Source organism: Gordonia sp. X0973 (assembly GCF_013348785.1).
GTDB lineage: Bacteria > Actinomycetota > Actinomycetes > Mycobacteriales > Mycobacteriaceae > Gordonia.
Genome location: NZ_CP054691.1, coordinates 2217090 through 2237678 on the forward strand (window position 1 = coordinate 2217090; position 20589 = coordinate 2237678).

Here is a 20589-nt window from a genome sequence, read left to right on the forward strand (position 1 = left end):
TACCTGTTCTGTGGCAGAGTTGGATGTCGTGAGCAACTCAGACACCGCCGACCGGGTCCGCGGCCCGGAATTCGATCTCGCCACCACCCTCTCCCGCGCCGACAGCGCGTTGCTCGTCGGCCTCGCCGCCGGCGCCGGGAGCGACGCGAGCGGGAAAGACCGATTCGCCGGCGACGACGCGCCGACGCTGGTCATCGGTGACGGCATCGTCGACGACGCCGTAGCCGAAGCCCTCGAATCCGGGTTGGTCGCCCTGGGCGCCACCGGCAAACACGGCGAGATCACCCGGATCCCCGCCCCCGCCGGGCTGGCCGTCGACGTGGTCGTCGCGGTCGGGCTGGGCCCGCTGGACGAGGCCTCACCCGACGCGGAATCCGAGACGGATGCCGCCGGCGCGGCGGCCGAGTCGCTGCGCCAGGCGGCCGGTATCGCCGCGCGCGAGCTGGCCGGGCACGACACCGTCGCCACCACGCTCTCGACGTTGGCGGTCGGGCCGGTCGTCGAGGGGCTGTTCCTCGGCGCCTACCGCTTCGAGCTGTTCCGCTCGGCCAAGGCCGACGAGAAGAACGCCAGGTCCACGGTGCCCGCCAAGTTCCATCTGCTCGTCGAGGCGAAGAACACCGAGGCCAAGGCCGATCTGGCCCACGCGGTCGTCGTCGCGGACTCCGTCGCCATCGCGCGCGACCTGGTCAACACGCCGCCGAGCCACCTCTACCCCGAGGAGTTCGCGAAGCGGGCCGCGGCGCTGGGCAAGAAGTTCGGACTCGACGTCGAGGTCTTCGACGACGAGAAGCTCGAGCGCGAGGGCTACGGCGGGATCGTCGGCGTCGGCAAGGGCAGCTCACGCAAGCCCCGGCTGGTCCGCCTGACCCATGCCAAGAAGGATGCCAAGTCGGTGGCGCTCGTCGGTAAGGGCATCACCTTCGACACCGGCGGCATCTCCATCAAACCCGCCGCCAACATGGACCACATGACCTCGGACATGGGTGGTGCCGCCGCGGTCGTCGCCGCCGTCATCGCGGCGGCCCGCCTCGACGTCGACGCGACGGTCGTCGCGACGGTGCCGATGGCCGAGAACATGCCGTCGGGCACCGCGCAGCGCCCGGGTGACGTGCTGACCCAATACGGCGGGAAGACGATCGAGGTGCTCAACACCGACGCCGAGGGCCGGCTGATCCTGGCCGACGCGATCGTGCGGGCGCTGGAGGACGAGCCGGACTACCTCATCGACACCGCGACCCTCACCGGGGCGCAGATGGTGGCACTGGGCACCCGCACCCCCGGCGTGATGGGGACGCGCGAGTTCCGCGACCGGGTCGCGGCACTGTCGCGGCGCGCGGGTGAGAACGGTTGGGCGATGCCCATCCCGCCCGAATTGCGCGCCGACCTGACCTCCCGCGTCGCCGATATGGCCAACATCACGCCGCACCGATTCGGCGGGATGCTGGCCGCGGCAACCTATCTCAAGGAGTTCGTCCCGGCCGGGCAGGCCTGGGCCCATATCGACATCGCTGGCCCGGCGTTCAACTCCGGCGGCACGTGGGGATACAACCCGAAGGGCGGAACCGGTGTGCCCGTTCGGACCCTCATCGATGTGATCGAGGACATCGCCGCGAACGGCTGAGACTTCGCCTGTAGGGTTGGTCTCGAGCGGCAACCATCCCCGTCCGCGCCAGGCGACCCAGCGCACCACACCACGCGCCCGACCTGCCACTATCGACTAGTTCGAGGAGTCAACAGCAATGGCCTTCTCCGTCCAGATGCCCGCGTTGGGTGAAAGCGTCACCGAGGGAACCGTCACACGGTGGCTCAAGGCGGAGGGAGACACCGTCGCCGTCGACGAGCCGCTGCTGGAGGTCTCCACCGACAAGGTCGACACCGAGATCCCCTCCCCCGCCGCGGGCGTGCTGGTCAAGATCGTGGCCAACGAGGACGACGTCGTCGAGATCGGCGGCGAGCTGGCCGTCATCGGCGAGGCCGGCGAAGCAGCACCTGCGGCACCCGCCCCGGCCGCGGAGCCCGCCGCTGCCGCTCCCGCACCGGAGCCCACTCCCGAACCCGCGGCACCGGCACCGGCCGCGCCGGCCCCCGAGCCGGCGGCTGCACCCGAGCCCGCCGCCGCACCCACCGCCCCGGCGAGTGGCACGGAGGTCGTGATGCCGGCCCTCGGCGAATCGGTCACCGAAGGCACCGTGACCAATTGGCTCAAGCAGGTCGGCGACTCCGTGGCCGTCGACGAGCCCCTCGTCGAGGTCTCCACCGACAAGGTCGACACCGAGATCCCGTCCCCCGTGGCCGGCACGCTGCTGGAGATCAGCGCCGACACCGACGACGTCGTCGAGGTGGGCGGCAAATTGGCCGTCATCGGCAGCGGCTCCCCCGCGGCGGCACCGGCCGCTCCCGCACCCGCACCCGCACCGACCCCTGCACCGGAACCCGCCCCAGCGGCAGCCGCTCCCGCACCGGAGCCGACTCCGGCACCCGCTCCGGCTGCACCGACACCCCCGCCCGCACCGGCCGCTCCTGCTGCTCCGGCACCGGCCGCACCCACCCCGGCCTCGCCCGCCCCGGCTTCGGCCGGCGACGGACCCTATGTGACGCCGCTGGTGCGCAAACTCGCCGCCGAGAACAACGTCGACCTGTCCGCGCTGACCGGCACCGGCGTCGGTGGACGCATCCGCAAGCAGGATGTGCTGGCCGCCTCCGGCGGTGGGACGACCGCTCCGGCCGCCGTGCCTGCCGCCGCCCCCGCCCCGGAAGTCCGCCCGGAACTCGCGGCGCTGCGCGGCACCACGGCCAAGGTCAACCGGATCCGGCAGATCACCGCGGTCAAGACCCGCGAGTCGCTGCAGACCACAGCGCAGCTCACGCAGGTGCACGAGGTCGACATGACCAAGATCGCCGCCCTGCGCGCCGAGGCCAAGAAGAGCTTCCAGGCGACCGAAGGTGTGAACCTGACCTTCCTGCCGTTCTTCGCCAAAGCCGTCGTCGAGGCGCTGAAGGTCCACCCGAATATCAACGCCAGCTACGACGAGGACGCCAAGGAGATCACCTACCACGGCGGCGTGCAGCTCGGCATCGCGGTCGACACCCCCGAGGGCCTGCTCTCGCCGGTGATCCACAATGCCGACGACCTCTCGCTGGCCGGATTGGCCCGCGCCATCGCCGACATCGCCGACCGCGCCCGCAACGGCGGCCTGAAGCCCGACGATCTGATGGGCGGCACGTTCACCATCACCAACATCGGCAGCCAGGGCGCCCTGTTCGACACCCCGATCCTGGTGCCGCCGCAGGCGGCGATGCTGGGCACCGGTGCCATCGTTAAGCGCCCGGTCATCCTGACCGACGACGACGGCAGCGAGTCGCTGGCCGTCCGGTCGATGGCCTACCTGCCGCTGACCTACGACCACCGTCTCATCGACGGGGCCGACGCCGGTCGCTTCCTCACCACCGTCCGCAAGCGCCTGGAGGCCGGGGAGTTCGCCGCCGACCTCGGTCTGTAGCCCCCATGCGCGTCCTGATCGCCGGATCGTCGGGACTCATCGGTGGCGCCCTGGCCGCCGCACTGCGGAGCCACGGGTCCACGGTGACCCGCCTGGTGCGCCGGGAGGCGCGCCTGCCCGACGAGTTCAGTTGGGACCCCGAGGGATTCGGCGTGCCCGACGAGGCTTTGCGCGGTGTCGACGCCGTCGTCTCCCTGGGTGGCGTCGGCGTCGGCGACCGCCGTTGGACCGGCCGCTACCGGCAGGAACTGCGGGATTCGCGGATCACCCCGACTCAGGTCCTCGCCGACGCGATCGCCGACTCCGAGGTGGGCACCTTCCTCTCGGCCAGCGCGACCGGCTTCTACGGCGACACCGGCGACCACGCCGCCACCGAGGCCGACGGCCCGGGCACCGGCTTCCTCGCCGACCTCGTCGTCGACTGGGAGGCCGCGGCCGCACCGGCCGCCGAACGTGCCCGCGTGGTCCTGCTGCGCACCGCCCCGGTCCTCTCCCCGCGCGGCGGACTGCTGGGCAAACTGCGGCCGGCGGTGAAGGCCGGACTGGGCGGGCGCCTGGGCGACGGGCGCCAATTCCTCTCCTGGATCACGCTGCGCGACGAGATCGCCGCCATCGAATTCCTGCTCGCCGAGTCGACCGAGACCAGCGGTCCGGTCAACCTGAGCGCCCCCATCCCCGTCCGGTTCGCCGACTTCATCTCCACCTACGGATCGGTGCTGCACCGGCCGACGCGCCTGGTCGTACCGGCCGCAGCGCTTCGATTGGTCGGCGGCGACATGGCCAGGGAAATGATTCTGGGGTCCTCGCGCGTTGTACCCCATGTGCTCACCGACGCCGGATTCACCTTCACCGACGAGACCCTCGTCGACGCATTGACTTGGACGAAGTGACCATGAGCGCCAAACCCTCCCTTCGCCGCGACGAGTCCCCCCTCGAGGTGCGGTGGCTCGGCACCGTCGACTACCGCACGGCCTACGAGCTGCAGCACGCGCTGGCCGCCGAGCGCGCCGACGGCACCCTCGACCACGACGTCCTGCTGCTCCTCGAACACCCGTCGACCTACACCGCGGGCAAACGCACCGAGGACTCCGACCTCCCGACCGACGGCTCCGAGGTCATCACCGTCGACCGCGGCGGCCGGATCACCTGGCACGGCCCCGGTCAGCTCGTCGGGTACCCGATCGTCGCGCTCGCCGAGCCGCTCGACGTCGTCGAATACGTGCGACGCCTCGAGGAAGCACTCATCGGCGTCTGCGCCGGCCGCGGCGTCACCGCCGGGCGCGTCGACGGCCGGTCCGGCGTGTGGCTGGACCAAGGCGCGCGCAAGATCGCGCAGATCGGCATCCGCGTGCAACGCGGCGTCGCCCTGCACGGCTTCGCCATCAACATCGACCCGGATCTGTCCGCCTTCGACGCGATCGTGCCCTGCGGCATCGCCGACGCCGGGGTGACCTCCCTGGCCCGCGAGACGGCCTCGCCGGTCACCGTCGACGAAATCCGCGGCGACGTCGCGACCGCCGTCGCCCATTGGCTCGACCACCCGCTGCCGAGCGCCCCCGTCGCCGACCCCGTTTCCCAAGGATCTTCGCTATGACCTGCGCCAGCCCCACACCCGATCCCACCTCGGCCCCCTCCGACGGCCGCAAACTGCTGCGGTTGGAGGTGCGCAACGCGCAGACCCCGATCGAGCGCAAGCCCAAGTGGATCCGCACGCGCGCGACGATGGGACCCGAGTTCACCGAGCTCAAGGGCCTCGTCAAGCGCGAGGGGCTGCACACGGTGTGCGAGGAGGCCGGCTGCCCCAACATCTACGAATGCTGGGAGGACCGCGAGGCGACCTTCCTCATCGGCGGCGAGCAGTGCACCCGCCGCTGCGACTTCTGCCAGATCGATACCGGCAAGCCCGCCGAACTCGACCGTGACGAGCCGCGTCGCGTCGCGGAGAGCGTCGCCGCGATGGGGTTGCGCTACTCGACTATCACCGGTGTCGCCCGCGACGACCTGCCCGACGAGGGCGCCTGGCTGTACGCCGAGACGGTCCGCAAGATCCATGAGCTGAATCCCGGCACCGGGGTGGAGAACCTGATTCCCGATTTCCATGCGAAGCCCGACCTCCTGGCGGAGGTCTTCGAGTCCCGTCCCGAAGTGCTCGCGCACAACCTGGAGACGGTGCCGCGCATCTTCAAGCGGATCCGCCCGGCCTTCCGCTACGAGCGCTCCCTCGACGTCCTGACCCAGGCCCGCGATTTCGGCCTGGTCACCAAGTCCAACCTGATCCTCGGTCTCGGCGAGACCGTCGACGAGGTGCGCGCGGCGCTGCGTGATCTCCACGACGCGGGCTGTGACATCGTCACCATCACCCAGTACCTGCGCCCGTCGCCGCGCCACCACCCGGTGGAGCGCTGGGTCAAGCCGGAGGAGTTCGTCGAACTCTCCGAGTACGCCACCGACCTCGGCTTCGCCGGGGTGATGGCCGGCCCGCTGGTCCGGTCCTCCTACCGCGCCGGACGCCTCTACGCGCAGGCGATGGCCCGCCACGGGCGGCCGCTCGCCCCGGCGATGGCCCATCTCGCGCAGGAGTCGTCGGCCCACCAGGAGGCCTCGAGCCTGCTCGCCCGTCTCGACAGTAAGGTGTAGGGCATGGCACAGGCGAAGGACAACGCGGGCAAAGAGGCCAAGAAGGCCGCCAAGCAGGCCCGCAAGCAGGCTTCCAAGGAGCGCCGGGCGCAGCTCTGGCAGGCGTTCCAGATGCAGCGCAAAGAGGACAAGCGCCTCATCCCCTACCTGGTCGGCATCTTCGTGCTGGTCGTGGCGATCGCGGTGGGCATCGGCTTCCTCATCCACCAGATCTGGATGATGATCCCCATCGGGATCATGCTGGGATTGCTCGCTGCATTCATCCTCTTCGGTCGACGGGTGCAGAAGACGGTGTACGCGAAGGCCGACGGCCAGCCCGGTGCCGCCGGATGGGCCTTGGACAACATGCGCGGCACCTGGCGGGTCAAGCAGGCCATCAACGGGACGACCCACTTCGACGCGGTGCACCAGGTGATCGGCAAGCCGGGCGTGATGCTCGTCGGTGAGGGCAACCCGAATCGGGTGACCCCCCTTCTCAACCAGGAGAAGAAGAAGATCGCCCGCGTCGTCGGCAACACCCCGATCTACGTCATCGTCGTCGGCAACGACGAGGGCCAGGTCGAGCTGAGCAAGCTCGACAAGTACCTGAACAAGCTGCCCAACAACATCAACGCCAAGCAGGTCGACGCACTCGAGGCGCGCCTCGCCGCGCTGAGCAGCCGCAAGGGCGGTGCTGCCCTGCCCAAGGGCCCGCTGCCCCAGGGCGCGAAGGTGCGCAACATTCAGCGCACGGCACGCCGCCGCTGAGCCAGGTCGTCACACGCCAAGGCGATCCGGCGCGGCGTCGCCGGCGCGAGGGTGATCCACTCTCCCCCGTCGGCTGCCGTCGACGGGACTGACACGACGTCGCCGCGCGGGGAGCAGAACACCCCGACCGCACCGTCGAGTAGGTTGTTCTCGTCGTCGACGGCGACGATCTCCGCAGCGCTGGTCACCGACCCCAGGGCCGTCGCGAAGACTTGAGCGTCCGGTCCGCCGATGCCCGCGGACCGCAGCGCGGCGAGAATGTCCGCCGGATCGGTGACGCCCTCCAGTCGCGGCAACAGATCCGCCGCTCGAGCCCGAATCGACTGAGCAGCAACCGGTTTCGTCAGCGGCAGTGATCCTGCCAGCGCCGCTTGGTGGTGACCCGTGCCGACGTGCCGAGCCGGTTTCCCCGGTTCGACGAGACACACGCTGAACCCCACCGTTTCCATGCCCGCACCGTACTGACCGCCAGGGGTGTTCGTCGGCACTTCCCGACACGCCACGTACTACGAGCCGATCACCGAGGTCGTCGGCGAATCGCGCAACTCCGCGCGGTGATCAGATGAGCCTGCTGCCACCGACGTAAACCTTGCCGCCGTAGGTCTGCGGCGCAAAGTAGCTCTCAGTCATGTAGGACCACAGCGGTCCTCCACCATCGGCTGAGTAGGCGGTCACCGTCTGCTCCTTCTCTGACTCCTCTGTACCGAGGAGGACGTGCTTCCCATCGGTGGCCAACAGCTTCGGTCCGCGCTTGGCTCCGGCGACCGATTCGTAACCACCGAGGTAGGCGTCGGCGACGAGGACCTGATAGTTGGGCGCGTCGAGCATGTCGACCGCCATGATCGCCGTTCCGATTCCCACCACCTCCGTGGCCCTCCGATCCTTGACCGGCATCGCCCGCGTCCACAGTGGGCGACCAGTTCGCGGGTTCAAGGACGCGATCGACGTCTCCGATCCCTTCTCGACACTGCGCTCGACCACCGGCAGGCTCGGCGAGGTGGGGTACTCCGTGGTGTAACCGGGCATTTCGACCGGCATCCACCCCGGCTCCGTCGTCGAAAGCTTGGTTCCGTTGAGGTCGTAGATCGTGGTCACACCCTCCTCGGTTCGGTCCGAACCGAGGGCGAATCCTCCGACGAACGGTGCCCACAGGCGGGAGGAACCGGATTCGGCCACTTCGACCACTTTGCCGTCGGTGTCTCGCTTGAACTCGGTCGTCATCGGATCCTTGTCACCGCGTTCGGTGTCAACCGGTACCACACCCGAACCCGCGACCACCGGGATGACGCTGTCTGACGCCGACCGCCACCTCTCCCGGCCATCGGCGCCGATGCTGACGACTTCGGCGGCGAGCGGCTCAGAGGATGTCTTTCCGTCAGCCCAGAAGCCGTCCGATGCCGCAACCGGCGCAGCGGCCTTGGCTATCCGGCCGACCACACGCCCAGCATCCAAGTCGACTATGAACACGGTCTCGTCCAACTCACACGCGGCGACCTGTCCGGATCGCGCCGTCGCGCACTCCTTGAAGATCGCGGTTCGCACACCGCGCGCCAATTCGACTTTGCGCAGCTCCGCCCCGGTCTCTGCATCGATGACTCCGAGGGTGGCGATGTTGCCCCGCACACTAATGCCGCCGCTCAAGGCGTACTTCTCCGTACCACCGACGATCGTCTTGTCGCTGATTCCTATCTCGCCTTTCGGCAGTGTCCAGATCGGCTTGCCCCGCTTGGTGGCGAGCGATGCGCCGAGCGGGGTTGCCGGTTCCTGGGTGAGTCCGGCCTCCTCCGGCGATACCTTGCTCGAGTCGTCGCCCGAGTCGCCGCGGAATACAAAGAAGCCGGCGGTGGCCACCAAGGCGACGACCACCACGGCCGCGAGCCCGGCCAGGGCCCATTTCAGGCCCGCCTTCTTCTTCGGCGCCGAGCCCGGCCAGGGTTGCGGCGGCAGGTTCGGGTATGGCGGCTGGTTCGGATGCGGCGGGTTCGGATACAAGTCGGTCAACCGATCGTCGTCGTGGAGGGGACGTTGGTGGCAGCGCCGATCAGCGGCTGCGCACCACGGCCGTACGGGTGATCCGGTCGTGCAGGGCGCGGCCGTTGTTGTCGTTGATCAGCGCGGGCACGATCACGACGATCAGCACCTGCCGGACCAGGGCCCGCCCGATGCCGACCGCGGCGCGCATGCGTGCGTTCTCGTCGACCCCGAGGTCGACGCGGATCACCCGCAGCCCGGCGGCGAACTGTCCGGGGGTGAAGCCGAACAGTGTGATGCTGACCACACCGATGGCGAACCAGATCCCCAATTGCGGCAACGCTGCGGCGTTGATCTTCGCCTCGAAGGTGGACGCGTTGCCCACGAACAGGAACGCCAGCGCGTAGGCCATCAGCCAGTCCAGCAGCAGCCCGCAGCACCGGCGCCAGCCGCTGGCCAGGCTGCCCGGGCCGTGCTCCGGCAATCCGAGGTCCTGACCTGGGTATTCGTTGTCCCTGGTGGCGATGTCGTCCACACGAGGCCCGGAAAGCCAGGAGCCCGCCGCACGTCGTCCCGACTGCTGTCCCATGCCGCCATCCTAGGCGCCGGCACCGGCATGCTGCTTTCGCGGGTTCCCTCGTGCATGCAACCCCATGTTTGCCATAGTGGTGAGGGGTCCTCTCCCGACCCGGCACAGCGTCGTGCGTTGGTTAACACGGGAGAAACATGACTTTGACCGAAGGGCAACGTGCCCTTCATAACGTCATCGTCATTGCCAGACCACTGGCGAAAGTAGCCACGAGCCTCTCGGCTACGCAGAAGCGAAGGAGTCACCGCACGGTGTATAGCAGCAAAGAAGAACTTCTCGAGGGCATCAAGAAAGAGGGCGTCGAGTACGTCGACATCCGCTTCTGCGACCTGCCCGGTGTGATGCAGCACTTCTCGATCCCGGCCAGCGCGTTCGACGAGTCGGTGTTCGAAGACGGCCTCGCCTTCGACGGATCGTCCGTGCGCGGCTTCCAGTCGATCGACGAGTCGGACATGATGCTGTTGCCGGACCCGGCGACCGCCCGTATCGATCCGTTCCGCAAGGCCAAGACGATGAACCTCAGCTTCTTCGTCCACGACCCCTTCACCCGTGAGGCCTACAGCCGCGACCCGCGCAACGTCGCCCGCAAGGCCGAGGACTACCTGGCCTCGACCGGCGTCGCCGACACCTGTTTCTTCGGCGCGGAGGCCGAGTTCTACATCTTCGACGGCGTCTCGTACGGCTCGGAGATGAACGGCACCTTCTACAAGGTCGAGTCCGAGTCCGGCTGGTGGAACGCCAGCTCGCCGACCGATCCCGACGGCAGCCCGAACCTCGGCTACAAGGTCCGACCCAAGGGCGGCTACTTCCCCGTCGCCCCGTACGACCACTACGTCGACCTGCGCGACGAGATGTCGACGAACCTGATCAACGCCGGCTTCGAACTCGAGCGCGGCCACCACGAGGTCGGCACCGCCGGCCAGGCCGAGATCAACTACAAGTTCAACACGCTGCTCCACGCGGCCGATGACGTCCAGCTGTTCAAGTACATCATCAAGAACACCGCCTGGCAGAACGGCAAGTCGGTCACCTTCATGCCGAAGCCGCTCTTCGGCGACAACGGTTCGGGCATGCACGCCCACCAGTCGCTGTGGAAGGACGGCAAGCCGCTGTTCCACGACGAGTCCGGTTACGCCGGCCTCTCGGACATGGCCCGCTACTACATCGGCGGCATCCTGCACCACGCGCCGTCGCTGCTGGCCTTCACCAACCCGACGGTCAACTCCTACAAGCGCCTGGTGCCCGGCTACGAGGCCCCGATCAACCTGGTCTATAGCCAGCGCAACCGCAGCGCCTGCGTCCGTATCCCGATCACCGGCAACAACCCGAAGGCCAAGCGCCTCGAGTTCCGCTGCCCGGACAGCTCGGGTAACCCGTACCTGGCGTTCGCGGCCATGATGATGGCCGGCCTGGACGGCATCAAGAACAAGATCGAGCCGCACGAGCCGGTCGACAAGGACCTCTACGAGCTTCCGCCGGAAGAGGCCAAGTCGATCCCGCAGGCGCCGACCTCGCTCGCCGCCGTGATCGACCGCCTCGAAGAGGACCACGAATACCTCACCGCCGGTGGCGTGTTCACCGAGGACCTCATCGAGACCTGGATCTCCCTCAAGCGCGACAACGAGATCCTGCCGACGCAGATCCGTCCGCACCCCTACGAGTTCCAGCTCTACTACGACTGCTGATTTAGGGTTTCAACCCTTTCGACAGTTAGCCAAAATGGCCCCTGGCCTGTGAAGACGTCTTTTCGGCGCCTTCCAGCGTCAGGGGTCGTTTTTTTCGTTGTTTTTCGGCCCCATCGCGTCCGCTGAAGATGAGCATGTCGACGAGTGGCCACGCCCCCTGGACAACCTCGCTTTACAGATTACGTCCGATATGGGACATTATTTGTTATGGCAGGTGAGTTCCTCACGATCGAGGAGACAGCGAACACCCTCGGGGTGTCGACTCGCCACGCCCGCAGACTGGCGGACTCCGGGGCTATCACTCGGATCGCCCGGGGCTTGGTCGATCGTGGGTCGGTCGACAACTACCTGGCCTCCCAGCGTCAAGGCCGCACGCGCGCGTGGGCTGAACACACTGCGTGGGGTGCTGTCGCGCTTCTGGCTGGCCGCGACGTCGACTGGCTCGGGACGGTACAAACCTCCCGACTCCGGTCGACGTTGCGCGAGATCACCGACGTCGAGGACCTTCTGACCCGCATGAGGGACCGCGTCCACGTCCACACCTATGAGGCCCACAGGTCGGCGCTCCCCCGCCTGCGCGATCGGGTTGCCTCCACGAATCTGCGACTGCTCGGGATCACAGACGCGGTCGACGAGAGCGTGGACGGCTACCTCGCCGCCGACGATCTCGCCCAGGTGGTCCGTACCCTCGGGCTACGAGCCAACGCGAGCGGGTCCGTCGCACTCCGCGCGACAGGCTTCGACCTCGACCACGTTCGTGACCTCGTGGCGACCACCACCGCTGCTGCGTTGGATGCGGCAACCAGCACCGACCCCCGACTGCGAGGCGTCGGTCGCCAGACGCTTGCCGACCTGCTGGAGGCGTACCGATGAACGCCGAGCGCTCCACCATCGAGGTCGCAGCAGCCGTTGGCGGGTGGCCGGCTCCGTGGCCCAGCGTCGCGGAACTCGCCGAGGCGCTGCCCGCCGAGAGCTGGACGCTGGTCGGCGGGCTGATGACTCAGCTCCACACGATCCATCACGGGCTGGCATCGTCCGACCGACCAACGACGTCGACATCGTGCTTCACATCGAGACCCAGCGCGGCGTACCGAACGCGGTCGCGACTGCCCTCGAGGAACTTGGGTACTGGTTCCAGCCAGCATCGACGAACGCAACAACACCGCGCACCGGTTCGTGCGCGGCACCTCCACCATCGACCTCGTCGCAGGCGCAGGCGAGGAGGACCAGGTCGACGTCCTCATCGCCGACCACCCCGCGCCGCGCGTGATCGAGAAACTACGTGGCCACGAGATGATCCGCATCGAGGGCGGCACCCAAGCCTTGCGGCGGACCGTCAACGCCCGGTTGGAGATCGTGCCCGGCACGACCGCGACGATTTCCGTGCCGCGCCCCTTCGGCGCGCTGATCCTCAAGGCCGCCGCGTACGTCACCGACTCCCGCGACAAGGACCGTCACCTCTTCGATGCCGCCGCGCTACTCGCCTGCATCGACGACCCATTCGCCGAGCGAACCGAGTTCACCGGCTCGGACCGGCGACGGATCGCTGCACTCCTCCGCAACCTCCCGGCCGAGCACGCCGCGTGGCGGGCACTGCCCGAGGACCACCGGACCCAGGCTCAGTTGACCCTGGACCTGCTCGGCTGACCAGTTCCAACACGGCGCTACAACTTCCAACACTTTTCGGTGTTGGAGACCGTAGCGCCGTGTTGGATTTCTGGGTCAGACCGCAGCGTCCGCGGGTACCTCCGCCCCGGCGTCGACCCGAGCCGAGCCGCGCAGGCCCCACACCGCGAGCAACGCGGTCGCGATCAGCACTGCGGCGCCGACCCAGGCCGCGGCCGACAGGCCGGAGACGAATGCGCTGCGCGCGACCGCCAACAGGTGCTCGGCCTGCGGCGCCGGCAATCCGTGGGCGGTGGCCAACGCCCCGGACAGACTGCGCCCGGCCGGCGCATCGGCGAAGGCGTGGTCGTCGAAGGAGAGTCGGTACACCGCGTTGAGCACGCTGCCGAGGATGGCGATGCCGAAGGCGCCGCCGAACTCACTCGAGGTCTCCAGCAGGCTCGACGTCGCACCTGCGCGATCGGCCGGGGCCACACCGACGATGTAGTCGGCGATCACCGACGCCAGCGCGACCGTGCCGCAGGCGAGGGCCGTCGCGCCGATCAGGACGGGCACCAGCGAGTGCGTCGTCGTCAGCACCGCCAGGATCACGAAGCCGGCGGCGGCGCACAACAGCCCTGCGACGACCACCGGTGGTCGGCCGAATCGTGCCGAAGCGACGGCTGCCGCGGGCGCGGCGGCACCGACGAACACCGACGGCAGCAGACTCCACAGCGCCGCGACCAGCGGCGAGTAGCCCAGCACCGATTGGAGGTACTGCGTCATCATGATCGCGTTACCCAGGATCGCGAACATGCCGATGACGTTGATCCAGATGGAGACCGAGAACCGCCGGTCGGCGAACATCGACACGTCGACGAGGGGCTGGTCCAGGTGGAATTGGCGCCACACGAAGACGGCGCCGACGGCCAGTCCGGCGACGATGAGCGCGATCCACGACGCGGCCCAGCCGTCGGCGGCGAGCTTCTTGATCCCCTCGATGATCGGCAGGATCGTGCCGAGGGCGAGCAGCGCGCTGATCACGTCGACCCGGCGGGTGTGATCGCCGGTGTCGCCCGGCAGCAGCACCGGTGCGACGAGCAGCAGCGCGACCATGACCGGCACGTTGATCAGGAATACCGAACCCCACCAGAAGTGCTCGAGCAGCAGTCCGCTGATGATCGGCCCGACGGCGACGCCGCCGGTGAACACCGCGCTCCACGTGGCGACCGCCTTGGCGCGCTGCGCCGGGTCGTCGAAGAGGTGGCGGACCAGGGCCAACGTCGAGGGCATCAGGGTCGCCCCACCGACGGCGAGCAGGGCGCGCGCGGCGATGAGCATGGCCGGGGAGACCGCGAACGCCGCCGCCACGGAGGCGACGCTGAACGCGACGGCACCGATCATGAGCAGTCGGCGATGGCCGATCCGGTCGGCGAGCGATCCCATCGTCAGCAACAGGCCGGCGAGGACGAAGCCGTAGACGTCGAAGATCCACAGCTGCTGTTCGGCGGTGGCATGCAGGTCCGCCGCGATGAACGGCGCCGCGAAGAACAGCACCGAGACATCCATCGAGACGATCAGCATCGGCAGGCAGAGTGCGACCATGCCGATCCAGGGTGAGCGTGGAGAACTCATCATCCACTCCTTCATAATTGTTTACAACAGATACTGTTTATGCCAGATATGGATGTTAGACCCATTCTGCGTACGACACAAGCAATAACTGCGGTAGCATTTGCCCCATGTCGTCCGCGAGCCCCGATCTCCCCCGCCACCTGCAACTCATGTGGGAGCTCGACGACGGGACGCGGCGGGGTCCGAAGCCGAAGCTGACCATCGGCGACATCGGCGCGACGGCCGCGGCGATCGCCGACGACCAGGGCCTCGACGCCGTCTCCATGAAGGCGATCGCCGACCGCCTCGACGTCACCCCCATGTCCCTCTACCGCTACGTGGAGGCGAAGGAGGACGTCTACGACGTGATGTTCGACGAGGCCTACGGCAGCCCGGACCCCGCCCTTCTCGACGGCCTCGACACCTGGCGCGACCGGCTCACGGCCTGGGCCCTGGCCGTCACCGACCGCATGGTCGCCCACCCGTGGGTGACCGCCCTGCCGATGACCCGACCGCCCGCCGGCCCGCGGACGCTGCGGTGGACCGATGTGGGCATCGCCGCATTCGACGGAACCCGCCTCCCCGACGCGCAGCGGCTGTCGATCCTGCTGCTCGTCTCCGGCTTCCTGCGCAACCACGTGCGGATGTCGGCGGATATGGGGGCGTTCGAGCCCGACCGCCCGTCGTCGGCGGACCACTACAACGCCGTGCTGGGGCACGTCATCGACGAGCAGCGTTACCCGAACCTGACGCGCGCCGTGCGCGGCGACTTCGCCGACGACGACGAGAACTTCTTCACCGACGAGCTGCGCGTCGGCCTCGACCTCATTCTCGACGGGGTGGCCGCGCGCATCGCCGCGGACGGCTGATCCCGCGGAATCCGGGAGCCATCGCGCCGCCTGCTAGGTTGGCGGAATGCGCAAATCTGCTCTGATCCCCGCCGCGACCCTCGCCTGCACCGCTGTTCTGCTCGCCGGGTGCGGCGGCAAGAACAACGACAAGGCGGCCGACGACCAGCCGGAGACGGGCACCTGCCCGACCGCAGCCGCACCGGCCGGTGCCGCGACCACCTGGACGCTGGCCGGGGCGACCGGCGACATCAAGGTGGTCGCACCGACCGCGCAGCACGCCCCCGGCGTCACCGTCGGCACCCCGTTCACGGTGGGCCAGACCACCGTCCACGTGCTCACCCCCGGCTCCGGCGACAAGACGATCACCGCCGACGACATGGTGTCGGTCTGCTACATGGGCGTCAACGGTCGTGACGGGAAGGTCTTCGACAGCGCCTACCAGCGCGGCACCCCCGCATCCTTCCCGCTGACCAACGTCGTCACCGGTTTCCAGAAGGCGATCGTCGGCCAGAAGCCGGGCGCGACCGTCGCGGTCGCGATGACGCCCGACGACGGCTACAAGGCGATGGGCGGGATGCCCGACGCCGGCATCCAGGCCGACGATCCGCTCGTCTTCGTGCTGCAGATCAAGGCCATCGAGCCGACCGACGGCAGCGGCGGCCCGACCCCGTAGACGGGATCTACCGGGCTTCCAGCGCGCCGAACAGCCGCTGGTTGTACTCGAAGGCGCTGATCGCCTCGGCGGTCAGCGCGCCGACCCCGGCGCGGTCGAGGTCGAGGGCGTCGAGCCGGTCGCGGTAGGCGTCCTTGTAGCGCTTCACCTTGTCGATGCGGTCGAATCGGTAGAACGTCAACGCCTCCGGCGCGACGCCGTACAGGTTGCGCATCCGGTTGGCGATGATCTGCCCGCCGGAGAGATCCCCCAGATAGCGCGTGTAGTGATGGGCCAGGTAGCGCACGGCGTCGGCCCGCGAGGCCTCGATCGCCGCCACGTATTCCGCAGTCACCGGCAACATCGTGAGCGCGGACGGCTCGGCGCCGAGTGCGAGCAGGTCGGCCGTCAACGACGGCACGCGGCGCAACCTGTCGTCGAGGACGGCGTCGGCGATCGGGTTCCCCGACAACCCGCTGCCGGTGTCTTCGAGTGCCCGGTAGACGAACAGCAGCTGCCCGGCCAGCGCGACATACGCATCGACGTCGAGCTTGCCGCCCATCAGGTCGGTCACGAACGCGGAGTGTTCGGCGTTCTCGTGTGCCTTCGCGGTGGCCGCACGCAGGACATCGGAGTTCCGGTGGTCGGTCGCAATTGCCATGCCCGCCATCCTACCCCCTCAAGTGAGGTAACCCTTAGTATGTGAGTCGAGTCACCTGGCGGCCGGGGTGAGCTTCACGACCAGGGCGCGGTGATCGGACCCGGGCAGGGTGTAGGTCTTCACGTGGGTGGCGACGAAATGCGAGCTGATGACGTGGTCGATCCCGACGACCGGTCCGGTGAACCGATCGGTGGGGTACGTCGGCAACCAGCCGCCGCCGGCCTGATCGGTGGCATCGGCGACGCCGCCGGTCAACAGCTCGCGGAAGTGCTTGTGGTCCCACGTCGCATTGAAGTCCCCGGCGGCGATCATCGGGTGCCGCCCCATCCCCTCGAGGTGGCCGCGCAGCACGCCCATGTCCTTGACCGCCAGCTCGCCGTAGCCGGCCCCTGGGACGGGTGCGCCCGGGTGGACCGCGAAGACCGTCGTCGACGGCACGCCCGGGACGTCGGTGACGGCGGCGAGGTTGTTCAGGACCATGCCGGGAAGCACCCGCTGCTCGCGCAGAGGCCCCCGGGTCAGCAACGCCGTTCCCGAGGCCGCGGGTCCGGGTACCGCAAAGGCGTTCGGCAACATCGTCACGATGGGCGACGCCTGGATCCGGGCCCACGCCTGCGGCGTCAACTCCTGCAGGCTGACGATCTCCGGGCGCTCGCGTTCGACGATCCGCGACAGCTCGCCGATGTCACCCTCGCCCACCATCAGATTCGACGTGATGACCGTGAACGTGGGTGCCGACGCCGAGACCGGCGCGGCGCGCCACAGCGGTAGCTGGGTGACGAGGAGCCCGCCCACCACGAGTACCGACAGGCCGGCGAGGATCCAGCTGCGCAGGCTGGCGAACACCAGCACGGCGGCCGCGGTGGTCAGGACCGCGAGTGGAACCGCGCTGGTCGGATAGATGGTCAGGTTTCCGCTCGACCGGTAGAAGTGCAGCACGAGTGCGGCGACACCGGTGACGAGCAGCACTAGGCCGACGGCCAGCAGGCCCATCCGCAACACCTTGGAAATCACCCGGACCACCCTATCGGTGGGCCTCAGGCGCCGAACACGTCGGTCACCACTGCCTTGGCGCGGCGCGTGACCCGCAGATAGTGCTCGAGGAACTCCGACGCCTCGTCGGCCGGCCACCCGGCCGCGAAGGCGACCGCGCGCAGCGCCGCACCGGGGCCGGGTAGTTCGTCGACGGGCTTGCCGCGCACCAGGACCAGCGCGTTGCGCGCCTTGGTCGCGGTCAGCCAGGCGTCGCGCAGCAGGTCGACCTCCTGCTCCGGGAGCAGCTCGTCCGCGGCGATCGCGTCGAGCGACTCCAGCGTCGACGTGTTGTGCAGCGACGGGTGGTCGTGGGCGTGGCGCAACTGCACCAGCTGCACGGTCCACTCGATGTCGGCCAGACCTCCCCGCCCCAACTTCGTGTGTAGCGCCGGATCGGCGCCGCGCGGCAGTCGTTCGGCGTCGACGCGCGCCTTGATCCGCCGGATCTCGCGTACCGCCTCGGGCGAGACGCCGCCCTCCGGGTAGCGGATGGCGTCGGCCATGTGCAGGAAGTCGATGCCCAACTCCTGGTCGCCGGCCACCTGGTGGGCGCGCAGCAACGCCTGGATCTCCCAGGGCTGCGCCCACTGCTCGTAGTACGCCCGGTAGGACGCCAGCGTGCGGACGACCGGTCCGTTGCGCCCCTCCGGGCGCAGGTCGATGTCGACCTCCAGCGGCGGATCGGCGCTGGGCGTCCCCAGCATCGTGCGGACGTTCTCGGCGACGGTCTGGGCCCACTTGAGCGCCGCCGTCTCGTCATCGGCGCCGGGAGCGGCAGCGAGCGGGCCGGATCCGGCACTGCCGGCCACCGGCTCGCAGACGAACATCACGTCGGCGTCGGAACCGTAGCCGAGTTCGCCGCCGCCGAGGCGGCCCATGCCGATGACCGCGATCCGGGCCGGCGCCTCCTCCCCCGGTGCCAGCGACTCCGCGATCACCACCTGCAGCGACGCGTCGAGTACGGCCGCCCACACCGAGGAGAGGGCCGCGCACACCTGCTGCACGTCGAGCAGGCCGAGCACGTCGGCCGAGGCGATACGGGCCAGCTCCGCGCGCCGGTGCCCGCGGGCCACCGCCACCGCCTGCTTGAGGTCGCTGCGCCGCACCGTCGAGGCCACGAGCCCCTTGGCGACGTCGGCCGGGTCGACGCCGACCAGCTTCGGCCCATCCGGCCCGTCGGTGTAGAGCTTGATGACCTCCGGCGCCCGCATCAGCAACTCGGCGATATAGGCAGAGGTCCCTAGGACGTGCATGAGTCGCTGCGCGACCACCCCGTCGTCGCGCAGCAACCGCAGGAACCACGTGGCGTCGACCAGTTCCTCACACAACCGCCGGTAGTTGAGCAGTCCGGCGTCGGGATAGGGGGTACGGCTGATCCACTCCAGCAGCGACGGGAGGATCAGCAGCTGGATCTGTCCGCGGCGCCCCGGCGTCGACGCCAGCGCGCGGATGTGTCCGAGCGCCCGTTCCGGCTCGGCGTAGCCGAGGGCGGCCAGCCGACGCTGCGCGGACTCGTTGGACAGCGTCAGCTCGTCGGCCTCGAATCGCGTCACCGACTCCAACAGCGGTCGGTAGAACAGCTTCTCGTGCAGCTGCCGGATGCGCTGGCGCTGCGCGCGCAGTTCGGCGCGCAGGACACCGGCCGCGTCGAGGTCGGCGGTGGGTCGGATGTGCGCGGCCCGCGCCAGCCAGCGCATCGCGGTGGCGTCGTCGGGGTCGGGCAGGACGTGCGTGCGCGAGAGGCGCTGCAATTGGAGCCGGTGCTCGAGCAGGCGCATGTACTGGTAGGAGGCGGAGAGGTTCGCGCCGTCATCCCGTCCGACGTATCCGCCCGCGGTGAGCGCGGCCAGCGCGTCGACCGTGGACTGGACCCGCAGCGACTCGTCCACGCGCCCGTGGACCATCTGCAGCAGCTGCACCGCGAACTCCACGTCGCGCAGGCTCCCGCTGCCGAGTTTGAGGTTGCGCTCGCGCAGCTCCGCGGGCACCAGCGACTCGACGCGGCGCCGCATCGCCTGGACGTCGACGACGAAATCGTCGCGTTCGGCCGCGGTCCACACCATCGGGGTGACCGCGTCGATGTACTCCGCGGCTAACCCCATGTCGCCACACATGGCGCGCGCCTTCAGCAGGGCCTGGAACTCCCACGTCTTCGCCCAGCGCTGGTAGTAGGCCAGATGGCTCTCGACGGTGCGCGTCAGGGCCCCGGCCTTGCCCTCCGGCCGCAGCGCAGCGTCCACGTCGAAGAACGCGGCCGAGCCAAGCCGCATGAACTCCCCCGCGATCCGCGCCGATACCGAGTCGGCCGGCTCCGCGACGAAGATGACGTCGACGTCGGAGACGTAGTTGAGTTCGCGGGCGCCGCATTTGCCCATCGCGATGACGGCCAGCCGCGTCTGCAACGGGTCCTGCCCGCACACGTCGGCGACGGCGACCGCCAGTGCCGCGGTCAGCGCGGCGTCGGCGAGTTCGGCGAGCAGTTCCCCAACCCGGGGCATCGCGACGAACGGTTCGTCCTGGACGACGGCAGCGAGATCGTGTGCGGCGATCACCAGCAGTTGGTCGCGGTAGGCGGTGCGCAGGGCGTTGACCGCGTCCGGGCCGGTGATCTCCGCGCGGAACAGCAGGTCGTCGGGGCCGGCCGAGGGATCGGGTTGCGCGCGCACCGATTCGAGCATGGCCGCGCGCATGCCCGGCGCGTCGGGCAGCTCCGCCGCGGTCAGCAGCCGCCACGAGCCGGGTTCGGCCACCAGGTGGTCGCCCAGCGCGTCCGACGCCCCCACCACGCCGAACAGGCGCCCGCGGAAGGAGGTGTCCCGGTCGATCAGTTCGTCGACCTGCGACCACTGCGGACCCAGCGCCTCGGCCAGCCGCACGAGGGTCCGCAGCGCCAGGTCGGCGTCGGGTGCCCGCGACAGGGCCCACGCGACGTCGGCGCGCTCCTGCGTGTTCCAGCCCAACCGGGCGAGGTTCTCCCCCGCAGCCGGGTCGAGCAGCCCGAGCCGACCGGTGCTGGGGACGGATCCGCGGCGCATCGGC

At 69.2% G+C, this 20589-nt stretch carries 18 protein-coding genes; 11 read left to right on the top strand and 7 right to left on the bottom strand.

The genetic code is table 11. The features are described from left to right. Window positions 1-28 precede the first annotated feature (28 nt). The 6 genes from HUN08_RS10800 (at window position 29) to HUN08_RS10825 (ending at window position 6887) form a co-directional block, all read left to right on the top strand. On the top strand, window positions 29-1624 hold the full coding sequence (locus tag HUN08_RS10800) for a leucyl aminopeptidase (protein WP_124247772.1): 1596 nt from the start codon (window positions 29-31) through the stop codon (window positions 1622-1624). A 118-nt stretch (window positions 1625-1742) separates the two neighbouring features. Then, window positions 1743-3503 carry a 2-oxoglutarate dehydrogenase, E2 component, dihydrolipoamide succinyltransferase gene (gene sucB / locus HUN08_RS10805; RefSeq protein WP_124247771.1) on the top strand — a complete coding sequence of 587 codons (1761 nt, stop codon included), beginning with the start codon at window positions 1743-1745 and terminating at the stop codon, window positions 3501-3503. A gap of 5 nt (window positions 3504-3508) precedes the next feature. Beyond that, window positions 3509-4393 carry a TIGR01777 family oxidoreductase gene (locus HUN08_RS10810; protein WP_124247770.1) on the top strand — a complete coding sequence of 295 codons (885 nt, stop codon included), beginning with the start codon at window positions 3509-3511 and terminating at the stop codon, window positions 4391-4393. Between the two features lie 2 nt (window positions 4394-4395). Further along, complete coding sequence (gene lipB / locus HUN08_RS10815) at window positions 4396-5097, top strand: lipoyl(octanoyl) transferase LipB (protein WP_124247769.1); 702 nt, start codon at window positions 4396-4398, stop codon at window positions 5095-5097. Then, a complete protein-coding gene (gene lipA, locus HUN08_RS10820) occupies window positions 5094-6140 on the top strand; it encodes a lipoyl synthase (RefSeq protein WP_124247768.1) in 1047 nt (348 codons plus the stop codon). Before lipB ends, lipA begins: the two co-directional genes overlap by 4 nt. A 3-nt stretch (window positions 6141-6143) precedes the next feature. Next, window positions 6144-6887, top strand: coding sequence for a DUF4191 domain-containing protein (locus tag HUN08_RS10825; RefSeq protein WP_124247767.1), 744 nt, complete (start codon window positions 6144-6146; stop codon window positions 6885-6887). Here HUN08_RS10825 and HUN08_RS10830 read toward each other — a convergent pair. The 3 genes from HUN08_RS10830 to HUN08_RS10840 form a co-directional block, all read right to left on the bottom strand. Then, window positions 6863-7336 (bottom strand): ESX secretion-associated protein EspG, encoded by a 474-nt coding sequence (locus tag HUN08_RS10830; protein WP_124247766.1) that lies wholly within the window; start codon window positions 7334-7336, stop codon window positions 6863-6865. The two genes, HUN08_RS10825 and HUN08_RS10830, sit on opposite strands and share 25 nt — an antisense overlap. A gap of 109 nt (window positions 7337-7445) precedes the next feature. Next, entirely contained in the window at window positions 7446-8888 is a 1443-nt protein-coding gene (locus HUN08_RS10835) for a hypothetical protein (protein WP_124247765.1), read from the bottom strand. Between the two features lie 40 nt (window positions 8889-8928). Beyond that, window positions 8929-9447, bottom strand: a complete 519-nt coding sequence (locus HUN08_RS10840) for an RDD family protein (RefSeq protein WP_124247764.1) — start codon at window positions 9445-9447, stop codon at window positions 8929-8931. A 251-nt stretch (window positions 9448-9698) separates the two neighbouring features. On the opposite strand from HUN08_RS10840, the gene glnA reads away from it, so the two are divergent. The 3 genes from glnA to HUN08_RS18375 all read left to right on the top strand — a co-directional run bounded on the left by glnA (window position 9699) and on the right by HUN08_RS18375 (window position 12779). Then, on the top strand, window positions 9699-11132 hold the full coding sequence (gene glnA / locus HUN08_RS10845) for a type I glutamate--ammonia ligase (RefSeq protein ID WP_124247763.1): 1434 nt from the start codon (window positions 9699-9701) through the stop codon (window positions 11130-11132). A gap of 207 nt (window positions 11133-11339) precedes the next feature. After that, window positions 11340-12005, top strand: coding sequence for a helix-turn-helix domain-containing protein (locus tag HUN08_RS10850; protein WP_124247762.1), 666 nt, complete (start codon window positions 11340-11342; stop codon window positions 12003-12005). 303 nt (window positions 12006-12308) lie between these two features. Next, on the top strand, window positions 12309-12779 hold the full coding sequence (locus HUN08_RS18375) for a hypothetical protein (protein WP_301546674.1): 471 nt from the start codon (window positions 12309-12311) through the stop codon (window positions 12777-12779). 75 nt (window positions 12780-12854) lie between these two features. Here the strand turns inward: HUN08_RS18375 and HUN08_RS10860 are convergent, their stop codons facing one another. Next, entirely contained in the window at window positions 12855-14372 is a 1518-nt protein-coding gene (locus HUN08_RS10860; RefSeq protein ID WP_174900918.1) for an MFS transporter, read from the bottom strand. A gap of 107 nt (window positions 14373-14479) precedes the next feature. Here HUN08_RS10860 and HUN08_RS10865 point away from each other — a divergent pair, with 107 nt between their 5' ends. Next, window positions 14480-15220 (top strand): TetR/AcrR family transcriptional regulator, encoded by a 741-nt coding sequence (locus tag HUN08_RS10865; protein ID WP_124247761.1) that lies wholly within the window; start codon window positions 14480-14482, stop codon window positions 15218-15220. Between the two features lie 46 nt (window positions 15221-15266). Then, the gene (locus tag HUN08_RS10870; RefSeq protein ID WP_124247760.1) at window positions 15267-15875 is read left to right on the top strand and encodes an FKBP-type peptidyl-prolyl cis-trans isomerase; all 609 of its coding nucleotides are present in this window, start codon (window positions 15267-15269) and stop codon (window positions 15873-15875) included. A gap of 7 nt (window positions 15876-15882) precedes the next feature. Here the strand turns inward: HUN08_RS10870 and HUN08_RS10875 are convergent, their stop codons facing one another. From HUN08_RS10875 to HUN08_RS10885, 3 genes are read right to left on the bottom strand one after another with little or no spacing between them, the layout of a single operon-like run. After that, the gene (locus tag HUN08_RS10875) at window positions 15883-16515 is read right to left on the bottom strand and encodes a heme oxygenase (biliverdin-producing) (protein ID WP_124247759.1); all 633 of its coding nucleotides are present in this window, start codon (window positions 16513-16515) and stop codon (window positions 15883-15885) included. 51 nt (window positions 16516-16566) lie between these two features. Beyond that, complete coding sequence (locus HUN08_RS10880; protein WP_124247758.1) at window positions 16567-17529, bottom strand: endonuclease/exonuclease/phosphatase family protein; 963 nt, start codon at window positions 17527-17529, stop codon at window positions 16567-16569. A gap of 23 nt (window positions 17530-17552) precedes the next feature. Next, window positions 17553-20585 (bottom strand): bifunctional [glutamine synthetase] adenylyltransferase/[glutamine synthetase]-adenylyl-L-tyrosine phosphorylase, encoded by a 3033-nt coding sequence (locus tag HUN08_RS10885; RefSeq protein ID WP_124247757.1) that lies wholly within the window; start codon window positions 20583-20585, stop codon window positions 17553-17555. Window positions 20586-20589: the final 4 nt, after the last annotated feature.

Coding starts and splice junctions, on each gene's coding strand:
- HUN08_RS10825 (WP_124247767.1), top strand. CDS start 6,144: ATGGCACAGGCGAAGGACAACGCGGGCAAAGAGGCCAAGAAGGCCGCC.
- HUN08_RS10885 (WP_124247757.1), bottom strand. CDS start 20,585: ATGCGCCGCGGATCCGTCCCCAGCACCGGTCGGCTCGGGCTGCTCGAC.
- HUN08_RS10860 (WP_174900918.1), bottom strand. CDS start 14,372: ATGAGTTCTCCACGCTCACCCTGGATCGGCATGGTCGCACTCTGCCTG.
- lipA (WP_124247768.1), top strand. CDS start 5,094: ATGACCTGCGCCAGCCCCACACCCGATCCCACCTCGGCCCCCTCCGAC.
- HUN08_RS10870 (WP_124247760.1), top strand. CDS start 15,267: ATGCGCAAATCTGCTCTGATCCCCGCCGCGACCCTCGCCTGCACCGCT.
- HUN08_RS10865 (WP_124247761.1), top strand. CDS start 14,480: ATGTCGTCCGCGAGCCCCGATCTCCCCCGCCACCTGCAACTCATGTGG.
- HUN08_RS10840 (WP_124247764.1), bottom strand. CDS start 9,447: ATGGGACAGCAGTCGGGACGACGTGCGGCGGGCTCCTGGCTTTCCGGG.
- HUN08_RS10830 (WP_124247766.1), bottom strand. CDS start 7,336: ATGGAAACGGTGGGGTTCAGCGTGTGTCTCGTCGAACCGGGGAAACCG.
- lipB (WP_124247769.1), top strand. CDS start 4,396: ATGAGCGCCAAACCCTCCCTTCGCCGCGACGAGTCCCCCCTCGAGGTG.
- sucB (WP_124247771.1), top strand. CDS start 1,743: ATGGCCTTCTCCGTCCAGATGCCCGCGTTGGGTGAAAGCGTCACCGAG.
- HUN08_RS10875 (WP_124247759.1), bottom strand. CDS start 16,515: ATGGCAATTGCGACCGACCACCGGAACTCCGATGTCCTGCGTGCGGCC.
- HUN08_RS10850 (WP_124247762.1), top strand. CDS start 11,340: ATGGCAGGTGAGTTCCTCACGATCGAGGAGACAGCGAACACCCTCGGG.
- HUN08_RS10810 (WP_124247770.1), top strand. CDS start 3,509: ATGCGCGTCCTGATCGCCGGATCGTCGGGACTCATCGGTGGCGCCCTG.